Genomic DNA, 19115 nt, shown 5'->3' with positions numbered 1-19115 from the left:
TTAATTTAACGTAGTTATAACAAAATGCAAGGAAAAGGACTTATTACAATTGTTGCTATTGTACTAGGGTTAATTTGCTTAAATGAGCTATTACCAACATGGTACGCCAGCAAAATTGAAAAGCAGGCGACTGCTATTGCAGGAGACAATCCGGAGAAGTATCAGAAAGAAATTACAAAACTTTCTAAGGATACTCTGAATCTGGGATTCACTAAACTTTATTACACAAAAGCCAAAGACAAGGAAATGAAACTTGGTCTTGACCTTAAAGGGGGGATCAACGTTCTTTTGGAAATCAACCAGAGAGATCTTGTGAATGATCTTACAGGGTATTCTACAAATCCGATCCTTATTGAGGCTTTAAACAAGACAGATGAAGTTCAGAAGAATTCTACAAAAGCTTACATCGACAATTTCTTCGATCAGTTCGATGCAATTAACACAGCAAAAGGTACAAATCTGAAGCTGGCAGATCCGGAACTTTTCGGAAATACAACGCTTACTGAAGTGAAGTACAACACGCCTGATGACCAGGTAAAAGCAATTGTTAAAAGAAAGATCGATGCATCTGTAGGAACCGCTTTTGAGGTAATCAGAACCAGAATTGATAAGCTTGGAGCCATCCAGCCGAACGTTCAGAGAGTTCCGGGTACAGCAAGGATTTCTGTTGAAATGCCGGGGATGAAGGATATCGATAAAGTAAAGAAAATGCTTCAGACTTCTGCAAAACTTCAGTTCTGGGAAGTGCAGCAATCTCCTGAGGTTTATCCTTATTTCCAGACATTAGCTACTATGATCGCTGCAAAAGGAGATTCTATGGGAGTTGCAAAAAATGTAAACTTGATGAATATCTTGCAGGGTGGAAAATCTATGAGCCAAAGTGCTGTAGGAAGCGTAAAATTGTCTGATACCGCTGTTGTAAACAAAATTTTAAACAGCAAAGTTGCAAAGTCTTTACGTCCTGCAAACATAAAATATACCCAGTTTATGTGGGGATACAAGCCGGAAGCTTCTGATGCTGAAAGCTTAGTATTGTATGCCATCAGAGGAAATATCAACCAGAAAGCTCCGGTAGACGGTGCTGTAGAAAGTGCAAACATCAGCTATGATGAGTTGAGCAGAGTAGTGGTAGATATGCAGATGGATTCTAAAGGTGCTAAAGAATGGAAAACATTAACAGAGAAAAACGTTGGAAAACCTGTTGCTGTAACGCTTGATGGCAGAGTTTACACTGCGCCGAACGTTGTAGGTGCTATTCCAAACGGTAGAACTCAGATTTCTGGAAACTTCTCTCAGGAGGAAGCAAAAGAACTGGTTGACGTTTTAGGAGCGGGTAAATTACCTGCAGGAGCAAAAGTAGTTCAGGCTACGGTTGTAGGGCCGTCTTTAGGTCAGGAATCGATTGATGCAGGGTTAATGTCGTTCATGATTGCCTTTGCGATCATTATCGTTTACATCATTTTCTACTACGGTGGAGCAGGTGTTTATGCAGTAATTGCCATGATCATCAACTTATTCTATATTTTCGGTATTATGGATTCGGGCGACTTTACGCTTACGCTTCCGGGTATCGCGGGTATCGTTTTAACAATGGCAGTTGCTGTTGATACAAACGTTATCATTTACGAAAGAACAAAAGAAGAATTATTCGCAGGAAAAAGTATTCTTGAAGCGTATAAAGATGGTTTCAAACATGCATTGAATGCGATTATCGATGGTCACACAACCACATTCTTAACGGCGGTTGTATTGTTCTTCTTCGGAACAGGACCTATCAAAGGTTTCGCATTGACGTTGATGATCGGGGTTGCAATGACCTTATTTACTTCCGTATTGCTTTCAAGAGTAATGATCTTCTCAAGATTGTCTAAAGGAAAAGGACTTTCTGTATGGACTCCGGCAACGAAGAATCTTTTCAGAAATACTTGGATCGATTTTATTGGGAAAAGAAAATATGCATACATTTTCTCGGCTGTTTTAACGGTTATCTGTATTATTTCAATCGCAACACACGGTTTCAAATACGGTATCGACTTTACAGGTGGTAGAAACTACGTGGTAAGATTTGATAAAGATGTAAAAGCGGAAGATGTTGAAGATAAATTAGTCGCTTTATTCAAAACGGAAGATGGAAAGAACTCTTCTGTTGAAGCTAAAACTTTCGGAAGCAACAACCAGGTAAAGATCTCTACAGATTACCTTATCGAAGACGAATCTCTGAAAGCAGATCAGATAATTGAGCAAAAATTATTTGAAGGTTTAAAATCAAACTTACCTGCAGGAACAACATTGAAAGATTTCAAATCAGCAGATAAAGAACATGCAGGAATTATTTCTTCTGAAAAAGTTGGACCTTCGGTTGCAGATGATATCAAAATTCACGGGATCTACGCCGTTTTAGGAGCTTTAGGAATTATCTTTATCTACATCTTATTAAGATTCAGAAAATGGCAGTTCTCTTTGGGTGCGGTTGCTGCGTTATTCCACGATGCGATCATTATTTTGGGAGCGTATTCATTGCTTCACAAATATATGCCGTTCAATATGGAGATCAATCAGGATTTCATCGCTGCGATCCTTACCGTATTGGGGTACTCAATTAACGATACCGTAATTATCTTCGACAGAATCAGAGAATATTTAAGAGAGAAGAAATCGTTAACATTGGCAGGATTGTTTGATGATTCTATTTCAAGTACTTTGGGTAGAACATTCAACACCTCATTTACAACAATTCTTGTAATTCTGGCAATCTTCATTTTTGGTGGAGATAACCTTAGAGGATTTATGTTTGCGATGTTAATCGGTATTGGTTTCGGTACGTATTCATCCATCTTTGTGGCATCCGCAATTGCCTACGACTTCCTGAAAACAGGAAAAGAAGATGAAGTACATGGTAAATCAACAACCAACAAAGAAGTACTTGCTTCAAAATAACTTATACTACAATAAATAAGAACAAAAGCCTTCCGGTTTCGGGAGGCTTTTTTTGTTGCTGTTAAGTGCTTTGATATTGAATCTTTAAGACTCTCCAACTCTTTTATTTAATCAGGAGTTATTTCCTGCTTTCCGCACTCGCTATTTTTTAGTTTTGGATTTCGGGCGCGGCGAAGCCGCGCCCGAAATCCAAAACTAAAAAATGAGCTCAAACAAATGCTGCAATCAGGACTAGGGTTGCAGTCGGAAAAATTGCTTTTAAACAAAAACATCAAATATTCAGTTACAATAACAAATATCAATCAACAAATAATTAATACCATTTGAAATCAATATTTTTATAATTTTGTATACGTATGGAAAATTCGAGAAAAAAAGCCGCAATCGGTTTCATTTTTATAACCTTACTGATTGATATTACGGGGTGGGGAATTATCATTCCGGTGGTTCCCAAACTTATTGAAGAACTTATTCATAGTAACATAAGTGAAGCGGCAAAATATGGAGGCTGGCTTGGTTTTGCCTATGCATTTACACAGTTTATTTTCTCTCCGATTGTTGGAAATCTCAGTGATAAATTCGGACGGAGACCCATTATTCTGATCTCGCTTTTCGGTTTTTCAATAGATTATATTTTCCTTGCTTTGGCTCCTTCCATTGTCTGGCTGTTTTTAGGCCGCGTTATTGCCGGAATTACAGGCGCAAGTGTAACTACGGCGAGTGCTTATATTGCGGATATTTCTACAGATGAAGACCGTGCAAAAAACTTCGGACTCATTGGAGCTGCTTTCGGACTGGGATTCATCATTGGTCCCGTTTTAGGTGGTCTTTTGGGAGAATATGGTTCCAGAGTTCCTTTTTATGCGGCTGCAGGATTATGTCTGCTGAATTTCCTTTACGGATATTTTATCCTTCCCGAAAGTTTAGACAAAGATAAAAGAAGAGAATTCAACTGGAAAAGAGCAAATCCTGTCGGTTCTTTTAAATTTTTAGGAAAACATCCCGAAATCTCAGGTTTAATAGTTTCTTTGATCTTAATTTATATCGCAGGACACGCCGTACAAAGCAACTGGAGCTTCTTCACCATGTATAAATTCAACTGGAACGAAAGAATGGTCGGAATTTCCTTAGGAGTGGTCGGTTTGCTCGTAGGTTTGGTTCAGGGAGGTTTGATCCGATGGACAACGCCCAAATTGGGAGAGGAGAAAAGCATTTATTACGGTCTTGCTTTGTATGCAGTCGGAATGCTTCTTTTTGCATTTGCTACACAGGGCTGGATGATGTTTGCATTTTTGGTTCCTTATTGTTTAGGCGGAATTTGCGGACCCGCATTACAATCGGTGATTACTAAAAGTGTTCCCGCTAACGAACAGGGAGAATTACAGGGTTCGTTAACAAGTTTAATGAGCGCCACTTCCATTATCGGTCCTCCGATGATGACGAACTTATTTTACTTTTTCACCCACGACGAAGCTCCCTTCAAATTTTCAGGAGCACCTTTTTTCCTGGCTTTCATTTTAATGGCCATCAGCGTAGTTATTACCTATATTAATTTCAGGAAAAAAAATATCAAAAAAGAAGAAGTGTAGACTGCATTTAAAGAAATAATTAGTAAATAGTTACAATATTAGAAAGTTATGTTTTTATGTGGTAATTATTTATTAATCAATTTTTTATGAAATTTTGAAAATCTGAAATGTTTTTAATACAGCTTAATATTTTATTAAAAGTTAATATTTAACATCCAATTTCGCATATCTTTCGTAATTTTACAATATGGAATTAAGCATTGGAGAAATGGCACTGATTGCCATAGCAATCGTAGTATTATTCGGACCGGATAAACTTCCTCAGATTGCACGCGACTTGGGTTCGGGTGTAAGAAAAATGCGTGGCGCAGTGGAAGACATCAAAACCGAGATCATGAAAGAGACAGATAACCCTGTTTCTGAGATCAAGCGTGAAATTGAGAAAGTAAAAGATGCTGCAAAAGATTTCAATCCGATGAATGATATTCAGAAAGATATCTTAACAGAACCTCAGACAGCTCAGGCATCCAATGAACCTCCAAAACCAAAACCTTCTGAAGACGAAACCTACGAAGGTCCTGTAAGCAGATAGGATGGACGAGATCATTCAGGAAGATAAAAAAGTCTTTTTGTTTCTCAATAACTTGGGAGACCAATCTTTTGATCAGTTTTGGCAGCTCATTTCCAGTACATGGATCTGGATTCCGCTTTACATTATTTTCTGCTACTTTTTATTTAAAAACTATAAACTAAGATCATTGGTTTTTATATTGATCTTTGTTGGTATTGGCGTGACGGTTTCAGATCAGCTTGCCGGTATTTTCAAATATGGGGTCGCGAGACTCAGACCGTGTCACGATCCTACATTGGAGCATCACATGAGAATTGTGAAATGTGGCGGACAGTACGGTTTTTACTCTGCTCATGCTTCCAATACATTTTTTTTGGCAACTTATTTAAGTATTTTATTAAAAAAGAATCTTAAATGGTTTCCTTATGTTATATTTGTATGGGCGGCAGTGGTTGCATACAGCCGCATTTATTTAGGAGTGCATTTCCCGATAGATATTTTGGTGGGGGCGTTTGTTGGATCTTTATTGGGAGTGGTTTTCAGTGCGCTCGCAAAAAAAGTAATCAACAAACAAAAAATAGCTTCATGAAAAAATCTTTATTCCTTTTAGCAGCAGTATTTGCTTCATTCAATCTTAACGCACAGGACAAAAAAATAGCTGAAGACTGCTTTCAGAAAGCAGACTATAAATGTGCGGAAGAACAATATTCCAAATTGGCTCAAAGTGAAAGAATCCAGAAATTACAGTCGGAATATTACAACAATTTAGGAACTGCCCAGAGAAGACTTGGCAAAACTTCATTGGCTTTTAAATCTTACGAATCTGCCTTAAAAGCCAATCCTATGTCTGCTGCTGTATATGCCAATTTAGGCTCCATTCACGGGCAGAAAGGAAATAAACAGGCAGCAATCGATTATCTTAACAAAGGGCTTCAGATTGAGCCTGAAAACGCAGATATTTACCTTACCCGTTCTAAAGTCTATGAAAGTTTAGGCAAAAAAGATCTTGCCATGAAAGATCTTAACCAGATTCTTACGTTTGCTCCCGATAATATTTATGCAAGAACCGGACTCGCGAATCTGAAAAAAAACAGCGGAGATCTTGAAGGTGCTTTAAAAGATTACAACCAGCTTATTTCTGAGAAACCCGAATCTTTGCTGTACAGTGGAAGAGGAGACGTTTATTTTAGGCTGAAAAAAAACAAAGAAGCGCTTGCAGACGTTAATAAGGCAATTTCTATCGATCCGAAATTTGCTCAGGCTCATGTAAATAAAGCTTTGATTTTATTTGAAACCGGAAAACCGAAAGAAGCATGTGCAAGTCTGGATAAAGCAGTAAGTATGGGATATGAAAAGCCTTTGCTGATGGATTATTATTCTAAATGTGAGGTTAAAAAATAAATTACGATACTACATGAAAATACCAAATTTCAAATTATTGATAACGGCAGTTTTTACTTTTGGAGTAATGATTGTTGCAAATGCTCAGCAAACTGAAGTAAAGACGAGGGAAAATTCACTTTTGGAAGCTTCTTTGAAAAAAGCTGATGCGAAGTCTGAAAATTCTCTCTTTTACATCAATAAAAAAGAAACAGATATTGAGACTGTAAAGAAAATTCCGGCTGAAGATATAAAGTATGTCATGGTGCTTAAAGATGATAAGATCAGGAAAAAATTTAAAGAAAAAGGAATTACACAAATTGTGATGATCACCACAAAAAGTTAAGTTTATATCCTTTTCAAACTTCAAAATAATTTAAGTCATTCAATGCTAAACATCGTTCTCGTAGAACCGGAAATACCCAATAACACAGGAAATATAGGAAGATTGTGTGTAGGAACAGAAAGTAAATTACACTTAATTCATCCTTTTGGATTTGTCATTAATGATAAAAATCTGAAACGTTCAGGATTAGATTACTGGATACATCTTGATGTAACGGAATATCAGAATGTGGACGAATGGATAATGAATATTCCGGATTTGTCGCGTGTTTTCCTGATGAGTTCCCATGCCGAAAAATCCTATCTGGAAACAGAATTTCAGGATGGAGACTGGCTGGTTTTCGGAAAAGAAAGTGTGGGTTTAAGTAAAGATGTGCTTAATCGTTTTGAAAATCATCTTACCATTCCGATGTCTAAATTGATTCGAAGTTTTAATATTGCCAATTCCGTTGCTTTTGTGGTGGGTGAAGCAAAAAGACAGATTGGCTTAAAAGTTTAATATTATTTTAAAACCTTATCAAATTTAATCATTATGATAAGGTTTTCCCTGTAAAATCTGATCTGCTCGATACAGTTGTTCCACAATGAATAATCGGATCATCTGGTGTGTAAAAGTCATTTTGGATAACGACATTTTTTCATTCGCTCTGCTGTAGATCTCTTCTGAAAAACCGTAAGCTCCGCCAATCAGAATATGAATTTTTTTCACGGAAGAATTCATCCAGTTGTCAATTTTTTGGGCAAATTCTCTGCTGGTAAACTGTTTTCCTTTTTCATCAAGAATAATCACAGAATCTGTTCTGTCGATATGGTTCATAAAAAGCTTTGCTTCCTCTTTTTTAAGAAGATCTGGAGAAAGATTTCTTGCGTTTTTTACGTCGGGAATTTCAATAATTTCAAAATTCCAGTGTTTGGGAAGACGTTTCAGATAATAATTGATTAAAGAAGAGATTTCCTTATCGTCAGTTTTGCCGATGCAAAGCAAATTAATCTGCATTTTTTAGTTTAAATTTAGACAGCAAAGATATTCATAATTAAACAATCTCAGTTCGGGATAAGAAATAAATTTAAATAATTGATTTATAGTGTTGTATTGTTTTATCGCAAAGAAAAACAAAAGATTTTTTTTACTTATTGAAAGTTTGTAAGCTAAACAAAGGCACTTCGTTTATTTAAAAAAGACGAAAATGGTATTACTTTGATAAGTTTTACGCCTTTGTATATCTTAAAAGCTGAATTCCTGATAATTGAATTTCTTTGTTTAACCTTGCGTTTAAGAAGACTTATCCCGAACTCAGGTGATTAATCTCTTATCTAAAAAATTGGCATCAGATTTTCAAGTTTAAAAAAATCATTATTTTTGTATGGCACCTTTATGATGAAGCAAAATAAGTATGGGCATAAAACTTCCTAAATTCATCTTGAAAATTCAAGAATTTTTTGACGATATACATATTCCTTTTCTGGGAATATCGCTTTGGCAGATGTTTCAGATCTACATCAGCGGTATTTTTAAAGATAAAATCGGCAGAAAAGCTGCGGCTATTTCCTGGAGTTTCACCATCAGTCTTTTTCCATTTATTCTGTTCCTGCTTTCGGTTTTGCCATATATGCCGCACTACGATAAGCTTCAGTTCTATATTTTCGAAGTGTTGCTTCACAATGTATTCCCGTCCAATATAGAAGGTGACGTCCGAAATTATATAGAAACGAGTATTGTTCCCAACATGAAAGGAATCAGTAATTTAACCATTGTTTTTGCTTTGGTTTTTGCAACGAACGGAACGTTTTCGCTTATTAACGGATTTAACGAGAATACGGATGAAAAAATGTCGGACGTTAAAGAATTTATACTGTCTTTTTTCATCACCATCGGGTTTATTACGATTGTGTTTTTAGCGCTTTTCGGAGTTTATTATTCAGAGTTTGTTCTTAAACTTTTTACGCCGGTTCAGGATATTTCATGGCTGGTGGATAACCTTTCAAAAATCATCGGATTTGTATCGTTTCCCATCTTTTATTTTATTCTGCTTACTCTATTTTACTGGTTGGGAACGGTAAGAATTGCAAGATTCAGACAGGCGGTTCCGGGAGCTATTTTAACCACGGTTCTGTTTGTGCTAACCACGTACGGATTCGCGCTTTATGTGAAGAATATCGCCCGTTACAACGTTCTTTACGGTTCTATCGGAAGTATGATTCTTCTGATGGTCTGGGTAAATGTAAATGTATATCTTCTGCTTTTTGGCAACGAATTAAACATGGCACTGAGAAAAGTGAGAATTGAAAAACTGCTTTCCGATGAACTGAAGAAAGAAGCAAAAGGCTATCACGCAAAAAATTCTGAGCCGGATTTAGAAGGCGATGAAAATCACAAGTGGAAATTTAACGATAAAAAAAACGAAGAAAATTAATTTTCCTCGTCTTCAATAATATCATTTTTAGAGCTTATTTTCAAAATTAAAAAACCGGAAACCGCTGCTATAAAAGAAGCAATTAAAATGGCAAATTTAGCCTCATCCTGAATCGGAATTTCATCCTTGAAGGACAACAGTGCGATGAAAATAGACATCGTAAAACCAATTCCGGCAAGCAATCCTACGCCAATCATGTGCATCAATGTGCTGTTTTGAGGAAGAGAGCTGAGTTTCAGTTTTATGGCTATTAAGGAAAAAATATTGATTCCGATTAATTTTCCGGCAACTAATCCGATAATAATTCCCAAACCTAAGGTGCTTGTAAGACCTCCGATCATTTCGTTATTGAAAGTGATGTTAGTATTGGTTAAAGCAAAAACAGGCATAATGATGAAACTTACCGGGAAATGAAGCTGATGCTCCAGTTTTTCCAAAGGAGAAATCTCAACAGTTGAAACATTGGTAGGAATGGTAAATGCCAGTAAAACTCCTGCAATAGTAGCATGAATTCCCGAATGATGAAGGAAATACCACAAAAATAATCCGGGAATCAGATAGAAGATAATTCGGGTAACTTTTAGGAAATTCAGTAAAAATAAAAGCACTGTAATTCCTAAAGATAAAAATAAATACATCCAGTGAATCTGTTCTGTATAAAATATGGCAATAACCAGAATAGCTCCCAGATCGTCTACAATCGCCAAAGCGGCAAGAAAAATTTTAATGGAATTCGGAATTCTTTTTCCCAGCATGGAAATAATTGCCAGTGAAAAAGCAATATCTGTTGCCATCGGAATTCCCCAACCGTTTCCGTATGAAGTTCCGAAATTAAAAAAACTATAAATAATTGCCGGAACAAGCATACCGCCGATTGCCGCAAATATCGGCAGAGAAGCATTTTTAAATGAAGAAAGTTCACCTTCCACCATTTCTCTTTTAATCTCCAATCCTACCAAAAGGAAGAAAATCGCCATCAAACCGTCGTTAATCCAGATACTAACGGGATATTTAAGATGAAAAATTTCTGTTCCTGCTTCTCTGTCCAAAAAGTGCTGAAAGCTTTCCGCAAAAGAGGAATTGGCAATAAGTAAAGAAACTAAAACACAGAAAATCAGGATAATTCCTGAAGCCTGACTGCTTTCGAAAAATTTTTTAAAATATACCGTTAAATTCATATCTAAGATTGTAGTCGTCTCACTCTGGAGACGCCGTTAATATCATTCAGTTTGGTGAAGGTCTGCTCGAGCTGACTTTTATTTTTTACCTCAAGAATGATCGTTCCTGTAAAAATCCCGTCGTTGGATTCGATGGACATACTTTTCATATCCATTCCCATTGCACCACTGATGACGGTGGTAATATCATTTATCATTCCCATTCTGTCGAGTCCTTCAATTTCTATTTTTACTCTGTTTTTGAAGCTTTCCGCATTCACCCATTTCGCAGGAATTACCCTGTAATCATATTGTGCGCGAAGGTTGATCGCGTTCGGACAATTGTCGCTGTGTACTTTGATCCCATCCGAAATCGTGATGAATCCGAAAATTTTGTCTCCCGGAATTACCGTACAGCATTTTGCATAGCTGTAATTCAGTTTTTCTTCATCTTTTCCAAAGACAATCATGTCGAGATTCTGCTCTTTCGGCTCTACGTAAGTTGTATTTTTCGCAGGCGATTTTCTGAATCTTGAAAGCAGGTTGTTGAATACATTTTTACTTTCAATATATTTTCTTAAACTGCTTGCATCCAGCTCGTTGCTTTGGAATTTTAAAAATAATTCCTGTGAACTTTTAAGATTAAAGAATTTTTGAAGCTTATTAATTTCCTCATCATTAAAATTAATTTTCGCATGACGCAGTTTTCGCTGTAAAATTTCTTTTCCGTCTTCAACCAGTTGATTTTTTTGTGAGTTTAAATAACTCTTGATCTTGGATTTAGCCTTTGAAGTAACAACAAATTCCAGCCAGTCGGATTTTGGTTTCTGATTTTGGGAGGATAAAATATCGATCTGATCGCCATTCTGCAAAACATACGAAATCGGAACCAGTTTGCCGTTGATTTTCGCGCCTAAACATTTCATTCCCAGATCGGAGTGAACGGAAAAGGCAAAATCCAGAGCGGTTGCATTGGTCGGTAAAATTTTAATCTCACCTTTTGGCGTAAACACAAAAACTTCTTTCGAATACAAATTCAGTTTAATATTATCGAGTAATTCCGAAGTGGAAAGATCCTGCTGCTGTTCAAGAACTTCGCGGATTTCGGTTACCCAGTTTTCAAAATTCCGGTCTTCGGAGCTTTGTTTGTAGCCTTCTTTGTATTTGTAATGCGCTGCAACGCCTTTTTCAGCAATTTCGTCCATTCTTTCGGAACGGATCTGTACTTCAATCCATTTTTTATCAGGACCTAGAACGGTTAAGTGTAAACTTTCGTATCCTGTAGAACGCGGCTGCGTAATCCAATCCCGCATTCTGGAAGGATTACTGTGATAAACATCCGTTACAATGGAGTAAATTTTCCAAGCCAGGAATTTTTCGTTTTTGGCATCCGATTTATAAATGATTCTGATGGCGTAATTGTCGAAAACCTCTTCAAAGGAAACACCCTGTTTCAGCATTTTCCTGTAAATCGAAGAAATGGCTTTCGCACGTCCTTTAATTTTGAAATTTAATCCTTCTTCATTTAATTTCTCAGAGACTTCTTTTTTAAATTCCTCAATATATCTTTCGCGGCTTTCTTTGGCAAGTTCTAATTTCTCGGTAATTTCTTTGTAAACATCCGGATTGTTATACTTTAAAGAAAGGTCTTCAAGCTCAGATTTGATGTTGTATAATCCGAGACGATGCGCCATCGGAGCGTAAATATAAACGGTTTCGGAAGCAATTTTCTTCTGCTTGTCCGGAGCCATGCTTTCCAGAGTACGCATATTGTGAAGACGGTCTGCAATCTTAATAAGAATCACCCTGAAATCTTCAGACAGCGTCAACAGAAGCTTTCTGTAATTCTCAGACTGCACCGAAATATTCTGATGATTCATGATGGAGATTTTCGTGAGTCCGTTCACGATATTGGCTATTTTTTCACCAAAAATTTTCTTCAGATCTTCATAAGTGTAGTCAGAATCTTCAATTACATCATGCAGCAAGGCACACGCAATGGAAGTGGCTCCCAAACCGATTTCCGTTGCTACGATTTTGGCAACAGCAATAGGATGGTAAATGTAGGGTTCACCAGATTTTCTTCGCTGATCTTTGTGCGCATCAAGCGCTATATCGAATGCCTTACGGATGAGCTTGTTATTTTCCTCATCTAAAGTTCTGTATGTATTCGAAATCAGATCCTTATATCTTGCAAGGATCTCCTTGTTTTCCTGTTCTAAGTCGTAACTCATTTGTGTAAAAGCCTATATTTACACGAAAATACGAAATTTTTTGCAGTTTTCAGCATTAAAAGATCCGCAGAACGCTCTGCGGATTTCGGTTATTAATTTTTATCTTGAATGGTTAAAATTTTACTTCAGAATCCATTCCGGCAGTAGAGGTTTTTATTCTTATATCCGGACTGTCGTGGATTTCCGCTTTATTTCTGGCATCGATAAACCTTTTGATGTTCATATAATTTGCCTGCTCAATTTCTACATTTTCAAAAAGATAGGTTTTTAGCACATTATTCCGGCTGAAAATAGAGGAAGCATTATCCGTCTGATGGTGGTCTTTTACGGCTACACTTACCAGATATTGGGAATGTAGCTCATCATCATGAAGATAGACAATATATTCTGAATCTGTGAAACCTGAGTTTTCAAGGTCTGCTTCTATTTTTTTATAATCGCTGTGATGTCCAAATAATCCAGCTAATATATTTGACATAAGCAATAGTTTTTAAGTTGAATATAAATTTAGTGAAAATAATTCATGTATTTTAAGAAAATAACAATTAAATGGTTTTATTAATATAAAATCTATAAAGTTTTGCCTTTTCTTTGAAATCTTCTATTGAACAAATGTTTGATTTTTACTAATTAATAATTTCCAGATTTTCTATATTTTCATTTTTAAAAGAATTGTAAACATTTGAGATATTATTTCTCCTCGTTTCTGTTTTTGCATTGATTATGGTTTTTGCATTATTCATGTTAACTTCGATCTTATTATTAAAAATCGTATAACGCACATTGCCACTTTTGAAAGAAAGCGAATTTTCTTTTTTTGAATAGAAAAAGATATCACGGTAAAGAAGTTCAATATCTCCGTTTTTTTTGGTGAAAAAATAATACAGTTGGTTACTTTCTGTTTTAATAAGGTACATTTTTTTGTTGTTTTCCAGCGTGTAGGAGAGAAGAATGTATTTACTAACAATATAAATATCAATGGTTTTGTATTTATAATTGATGTATCTGTTTTTCCATTCTTTAACTTCTGTTTCAAAATAAAGACCGGAAGCATCGAGCTGTTCTTCAGATTGTTTCAGAAGAAAAGGTGAGCCATTTTTTATAATGAAATCAGAATATTGATGCCAACAGCAGCCAGACTTAGTCATGACATGAATCTGCTTTTTAGCTTTATCAACATCAAAAAAGCCACAATAGTTTTGGGCTAAATCTGAAAAATCTGCATTTTCAACAAATGTGTTATTTTCATAAAGATAAACCACGAACGACGGACCGCCGTAGCAGCTTTCATTACCATATTTTATTGCGATATCTTTTTTACCGTCAAAATTAAAATCATCATAGATAATAATACTTTGATGACCATATGGAATTTCTGCAATATTGGATTGGGTATTTTTAAAATCATACTCGCTTAAATTTACCGTTTGCGTGATAAGCGGTTTTTTATTTTTCAGACTAAAAACTTTGAGGATCTGTGATGTTTTGTCTCTTGAGTTTTTAGTAACTGTAGCATAATAATCTTTAGAAAAATCTGATATTTTATAGTTTTGAGCGTTCAGAAAAACAGTTGAAAATGTCAGAAGAATAAGCTTTTTCATGCTGATAAATTGAATTTAAAAATAACCTCAGTTCGGGATAAGAAATAATTTTAAATAATTGATTTATAGTGTTGTATTGTTTTATCGCAAAGAAAAACAAAAGATTTTTTTTACTTATTGAAAGTTTGTAAGCTAAACAAAGGCACTTCGTTTATTTAAAAAAGACGAAAATGGTATTACTTTGATAAGTTTTACGCCTTTGTATATCTTAAAAGCTGAATTCCTGATAATTGAATTTCTTTGTTTAACCTTGCGTTTAAGAAGACTTATCCCGAACTCAGGTTAAAAATAACAAAAAAACCTCACATTTCTGCGAGGTTATATATAGGTTTCAGTGAAAATATTAAATTCTTTCGTTCTTGATTTCTTCAACAATTTCAGGATTCAAAAGGGTAGTGATGTCTCCGAAGTTGCTGAAATCTCCTTCTGCAATTTTTCTCAGGATTCTACGCATAATCTTTCCGGAACGCGTTTTTGGAAGTCCTGAAACAAACTGAATCTTATCAAGCTTTGCAATCGGACCTATTTGGTCTGAAATCAACTGATTAATTTCTTTTTTCAGATTGTCCTTGTCTCTGCTTTCACCGGATTCTTTCAGGATCACGAAACCGTACAGCGCATTTCCTTTGATGTCGTGAGGATAACCTACGATTGCAGATTCCGCAACAGCAGGATGTTCATTGATGCTGTCTTCAATTGGGGCTGTTCCTAAATTGTGTCCGGAAACAATAATCACATCATCTACACGACCAGTAATTCTGTAATAGCCGACTTCATCTCTTAAAGCACCGTCTCCCGTGAAATATTTCCCCGGAAAAGCAGTAAAATAGGTTTCTTTGTATCTTTGATGGTCTCCCCAGATCGTTCTTGCAATTCCCGGCCATGGAAAACGGATGCAGAGATTTCCCGTCACCTGATTTCCGGTAATTTCGTTTCGTTTATCGTCCATCAGAACAGGCTGAATTCCAGGCAGTGGAAGAGTAGCGTACGTTGGTTTTGTAGGGGTAACGAAAGGGAGCGGCGAGATCATAATTCCTCCGGTTTCTGTCTGCCACCAAGTATCAACAATCGGACATTTCTTGTTGCCCACATGATCGTTGAACCAATGCCAAGCTTCATCGTTAATGGGCTCTCCAACAGAACCGATCACTTTTAACGAGCTTAAATCGTGTTTGTCTACCCATTCTGAACTTTCTTTAGCCAGAGAACGGATCGCAGTCGGAGCTGTGTAAAACTGTGTAATTTTATGTTTTTCAATCACTTCCCAGAATCTGTCCGGTTCAGGATAAGTAGGAACCCCTTCGAAAATAACAGTGGTTGCACCGTTTAAAAGCGGACCGTAAAGGATGTAGGAATGTCCTGTAATCCAGCCAATATCTGCAGTACACCAATAAATGTCATTTTCTTTATAATTGAATACATTTTTAAAAGTATACGCGGTGTACACCATATATCCGGCGCAGGTATGAAGCATTCCTTTAGGTTTTCCCGTAGAACCGGAAGTGTACAGAATGAACAGCGGATCTTCTGCATCCATAATTACGGTAACGAAATCCGTAGAAGCGTTTTCGTAAAGATCTTCCATCCAGAAATCTCTGTGCTCCTTCATTTTCACTTCATTGTTGGTTCTTTTTACCACCAAAACTTTTTCTACGCTCGGTGTTTTTTCCAGAGCTTCGTCTACAATGCTTTTCAGATCTAAAACTTTGTTTCCTCTGTAGCTTCCGTCTGAGGTGATGACCATTTTTGCACCACAGTCATTTACTCTTGAAGAAACCGCTGAAGCGGAAAATCCTGCGAAAATAACGGAATGAACAGCTCCCAGTTTTGCACAAGCCAACATCGTGATAGCAAGCTCCGGAATCATCGGAAGATAAATGCAGACTCTGTCGCCCTTTTCGATGCCCATTTCACGAAGAACATTGGCAGTTTTGTTGACTCTTTTGTAGAGTTCGTTGTAAGAAATATGCTGTGCTTCTTCTTTTGGATCGTTCGGTTCCCAGATGATTGCCGTTTTATCGCCTCTTACTGCTAAATGTCTGTCGATGCAGTTTTTGGTAATATTTAATTTTGCATTTTTAAACCACGAAATTTTGGCTTCATTCATATCGTATTTCACGACCTTGCTCCATCTCTGATACCACACGAAATTTTCATCTGCAATTTTATCCCAGAATTTTTTAGGATTTTTGATCGATTTTTTATACTCTTCAAAATATTGCGGTAGGTTTTCTATCTGATAGTTTCTCATATCCTTCTTTTTTGAAATTTTATTATTTAAATTTTTAGTCTCTTTTTAAAGTCTGTTTAAACTTTTATTTAACCGCAAAAGTCACAAAAGATGAACTAAACCTTTATTTAAAGTTGATTATTATAAATCAAAAAGATAACAATAGTTTTTAAAAATCTTTGATTTTTATCCTTTTGAGCGCTTTAATTATTATAGAAATTCACTTTAATACTGTCTTTTGCGACTTTTGTGGTTAATCCTGAAATGGTTTAAACAATTTTATATTTTATCTTCTGTAATCTCCAATTTTTTCCTGAATTTCTTCAATAATCTTTTCGTCATCAATTGTTGAAGGAATCTGAAATTCTTTTCCGTCCAGTAAAGTACGGATCAGCTTTCTTAAAATTTTTCCTGAACGGGTTTTAGGTAAGCGTTTTACAACCATCACATTTTTAAGACAGGCAACAGCGCCTATTTTTTCACGGACTGTTTTTACGATATCCTTTTCTACTTGATCTTCGGAAACAGCGGATCCGTTTTTTAAAACAACCGTTGCAAAAGGAATCTGTCCTTTCAGCTCATCATCAATTCCTACAACAGCGCATTCTGCAACATCGGGATGAGAGGAAACAATTTCTTCCATTTCTGAAGTGGAAAGGCGGTGCCCTGCAACATTAATAACATCATCCACTCTTCCTGTGATGAAAATATAGCCGTCCTCATCTTTTATGGCTCCGTCTCCGGAAAAATAATAGCCTTTGTACTGTGAGAGATAGCTTTTCTCAAAACGGTCATAATCTTTCCAGATTCCCAGCAAAGCTCCGGGAGGAAGCGGTAATTTTATAACTAAATAACCTTCATGATGCGCATTTAGTTCATAGCCGTTTTCATCGAAAATTTTAATATCATAGCCGGGAATTGGTTTTCCTGCGGAAGCTCTTTTGATTTTGTATTCTTCATTAAAAGTCATTAAACCCAGCATTGGAGAACCGGATTCGGTCTGCCACCAATGATCGATTGCCGGAACGCCGATGTGTTCTGCAAACCAGTCCAGAGTGGCAACATCACATCTTTCTCCTGCTAAAAACTGTTTTTTGAAGTGGCTTAAATCATATTTTTTCACCAATTCTCCGTTCGGATCTTCTTTTTTGATGGCTCTGATTGCAGTAGGAGCGGTAAACATGGCTGCTACTTTATATTCGGAAATAATTCTCCAGAATGTTCCCGCATCGGGCGTCATAATAGGTTTTCCTTCAAAAATAATCGTTGAATTTCTGTTGATTAAAGGACCGTAAACGGTATAACTGTGACCAACTGCCCATCCGAAATCGGAAGCTGCCCAAAAAGTTTCTCCCGGTTCGATTCCATAAATATATTTCATCGAAAACTTCAACGCGGTGGCGTAACCTCCTGTATCTCTTGCAACACCTTTTGGTTTTCCCGTTGTTCCGGAAGTATACAGCAAATAGAGTGGGTGAGTGGATTCCACCGAAACGCAATCCGCAGGTTCTGAGTTCTGTACCAATTCTTCGTAATCAATTAACCCACCAAACATTTCATGTTGATTGTCAACCAGTTTTCTGTTGTAGACAATGATGTGATCTACCTTATCTTGTGCCAGTTCGATCGCTTTTTCTACCAAAGGCAGATAAGGAATTCTTTTTGCAATTTCAACTCCTGCGGTTGCCGTAATTAATGCTTTTGGTTTGCAGTCGTCAATTCTCACCACCAGTTCGTGTGGCGCAAAACCTCCGAAAACCACATTATGGATCACTCCAATTCTTGCGCACGCCAGCATGGAAAACAAAGTCTGCGGAATCATCGGCATATAAATGACAGCGGTATCACCTTTTTTTAATCCTAAAGAAATTAATCCTCCTGCTAATTTCGAAATTTCCTTTTTGGCTTCATTGAAGGTATAGGTTTGCTTTTGGTTCGTTACCGGAGAATCGTAAACAACTGCAACCTGATCTCCAAAACCATCTTTAATATGTTTATCAATACATAAATCGCACATATTGAGTTTTCCGTCCGGAAACCACTGGTTGTAGTGGTTTTCGTCATTAGAAGTAATGGTTTTCGGGAATTCATACCAACTGATTTCCTGAGCCTGTTCTTTCCAGAAATTCTCTTTGTCTTCTATGCTTTGCTTGAATAAAATATCTGTATTCATATTAGTTTTTGTGTTTTTGTCATTGCGAGGAGCGTAGTGACGAAGCAATCTTTTAATATTTTGTTGAGATTGCTCCACTTCGTTCGCAATGACGGTTTGTAAAATGTATCAAAACATTTCTTCTATCTGCTGCATAAGTTTTTTTATTGAATAAGGCTTCGTAACGTAAGCATCGGCTCCCATTTCCAGACCTTTTTCAATGTCTTTCGGGTTGTTTTTCGCACTCAGAAAAATTACTTTTGTATCTTTCAGTTTTTCATCCTGTTTTATTAGTTCCAGAGTACTGTATCCATCGAGATTTGGCATCATAATATCCAGTAAAATGACATCGGGCGTCATTGTTTTCAGAAATTCCAGAACTTCTGTTCCGTCTCTTGCAATAAATACATCGTATCCGTTTTTCTTAAAGCTGTATTCCAGCGACATTAATATTTTGTGCTCGTCATCGGCAATGATTATCTTCTTCATATTGTGGTTATCTTATTGTTCAACTGCATTGTTTTTTTGTTTCTTTTGGGGAACCCTTCGGGTTCCCCTCCTCCTT

At 36.6% G+C, this 19115-nt stretch carries 16 protein-coding genes; 8 read left to right on the top strand and 8 right to left on the bottom strand.

Translation table 11 applies throughout. From position 1 onward, the window contains the following. The first annotated feature begins 24 nt into the window (after positions 1–24). The 7 genes from secD to H6W53_RS07675 all read left to right on the top strand — a co-directional run bounded on the left by secD (position 25) and on the right by H6W53_RS07675 (position 7261). On the top strand, positions 25–2937 hold the full coding sequence (gene secD / locus H6W53_RS07705) for a protein translocase subunit SecD (RefSeq protein WP_185205787.1): 2913 nt from the start codon (positions 25–27) through the stop codon (positions 2935–2937). A 356-nt stretch (positions 2938–3293) separates the two neighbouring features. Beyond that, the gene (locus tag H6W53_RS07700) at positions 3294–4526 is read left to right on the top strand and encodes a TCR/Tet family MFS transporter (protein ID WP_185205785.1); all 1233 of its coding nucleotides are present in this window, start codon (positions 3294–3296) and stop codon (positions 4524–4526) included. A 187-nt stretch (positions 4527–4713) separates the two neighbouring features. Next, the gene (locus H6W53_RS07695) at positions 4714–5058 is read left to right on the top strand and encodes a twin-arginine translocase TatA/TatE family subunit (protein WP_185205783.1); all 345 of its coding nucleotides are present in this window, start codon (positions 4714–4716) and stop codon (positions 5056–5058) included. A 1-nt stretch (position 5059) separates the two neighbouring features. After that, positions 5060–5626: a phosphatase PAP2 family protein gene (locus H6W53_RS07690; protein ID WP_185205780.1), complete on the top strand. Its 567-nt coding sequence runs from the start codon at positions 5060–5062 to the stop codon at positions 5624–5626. Further along, entirely contained in the window at positions 5623–6438 is an 816-nt protein-coding gene (locus H6W53_RS07685) for a tetratricopeptide repeat protein (protein ID WP_185205778.1), read from the top strand. The genes H6W53_RS07690 and H6W53_RS07685 overlap by 4 nt, the downstream gene beginning before the upstream one ends. Before the next feature lie 13 nt (positions 6439–6451). Further along, positions 6452–6763 carry a hypothetical protein gene (locus tag H6W53_RS07680; protein ID WP_139326157.1) on the top strand — a complete coding sequence of 104 codons (312 nt, stop codon included), beginning with the start codon at positions 6452–6454 and terminating at the stop codon, positions 6761–6763. A gap of 42 nt (positions 6764–6805) precedes the next feature. Then, complete coding sequence (locus H6W53_RS07675) at positions 6806–7261, top strand: tRNA (cytidine(34)-2'-O)-methyltransferase (protein WP_185205776.1); 456 nt, start codon at positions 6806–6808, stop codon at positions 7259–7261. A 24-nt stretch (positions 7262–7285) separates the two neighbouring features. Here the strand turns inward: H6W53_RS07675 and H6W53_RS07670 are convergent, their stop codons facing one another. Beyond that, positions 7286–7759, bottom strand: coding sequence for a 23S rRNA (pseudouridine(1915)-N(3))-methyltransferase RlmH (locus H6W53_RS07670; RefSeq protein ID WP_108411135.1), 474 nt, complete (start codon positions 7757–7759; stop codon positions 7286–7288). 397 nt (positions 7760–8156) lie between these two features. Between H6W53_RS07670 and H6W53_RS07665 the strand changes: the two genes are divergently transcribed. Beyond that, on the top strand, positions 8157–9176 hold the full coding sequence (locus tag H6W53_RS07665; protein WP_185205774.1) for a YihY/virulence factor BrkB family protein: 1020 nt from the start codon (positions 8157–8159) through the stop codon (positions 9174–9176). On the opposite strand, the gene nhaA is transcribed toward H6W53_RS07665, so the two are convergent. From nhaA to H6W53_RS07630, 7 genes are all read right to left on the bottom strand, one after another. Next, the gene (nhaA, locus tag H6W53_RS07660; RefSeq protein ID WP_185205771.1) at positions 9173–10354 is read right to left on the bottom strand and encodes a Na+/H+ antiporter NhaA; all 1182 of its coding nucleotides are present in this window, start codon (positions 10352–10354) and stop codon (positions 9173–9175) included. The genes H6W53_RS07665 and nhaA overlap by 4 nt on opposite strands. A 2-nt stretch (positions 10355–10356) precedes the next feature. Continuing rightward, positions 10357–12567, bottom strand: a complete 2211-nt coding sequence (locus tag H6W53_RS07655) for a RelA/SpoT family protein (RefSeq protein WP_076393574.1) — start codon at positions 12565–12567, stop codon at positions 10357–10359. A gap of 112 nt (positions 12568–12679) precedes the next feature. Beyond that, positions 12680–13045, bottom strand: coding sequence for a hypothetical protein (locus tag H6W53_RS07650; RefSeq protein ID WP_185205769.1), 366 nt, complete (start codon positions 13043–13045; stop codon positions 12680–12682). 148 nt (positions 13046–13193) lie between these two features. Then, a complete protein-coding gene (locus H6W53_RS07645; protein WP_185205767.1) occupies positions 13194–14168 on the bottom strand; it encodes an XAC2610-related protein in 975 nt (324 codons plus the stop codon). A 343-nt stretch (positions 14169–14511) separates the two neighbouring features. Then, the gene (gene acs, locus H6W53_RS07640) at positions 14512–16437 is read right to left on the bottom strand and encodes an acetate--CoA ligase (protein WP_317169744.1); all 1926 of its coding nucleotides are present in this window, start codon (positions 16435–16437) and stop codon (positions 14512–14514) included. Positions 16438–16684: 247 nt separating this feature from the next. Continuing rightward, complete coding sequence (locus tag H6W53_RS07635) at positions 16685–18571, bottom strand: AMP-binding protein (protein ID WP_185205762.1); 1887 nt, start codon at positions 18569–18571, stop codon at positions 16685–16687. Positions 18572–18679: 108 nt separating this feature from the next. Continuing rightward, complete coding sequence (locus tag H6W53_RS07630; protein ID WP_087706415.1) at positions 18680–19039, bottom strand: response regulator transcription factor; 360 nt, start codon at positions 19037–19039, stop codon at positions 18680–18682. Between the last annotated feature and the right edge of the window lie 76 nt (positions 19040–19115).

The sequence above is a fragment of the Chryseobacterium sp. C3 genome (genome assembly GCF_014218905.1).
Classification (GTDB): Bacteria; Bacteroidota; Bacteroidia; order Flavobacteriales; family Weeksellaceae; genus Chryseobacterium; species Chryseobacterium mucoviscidosis.
The sequence above is the reverse complement of the archived record's forward strand: the minus strand, read 5'-3'. Positions and strand labels throughout refer to the sequence as shown.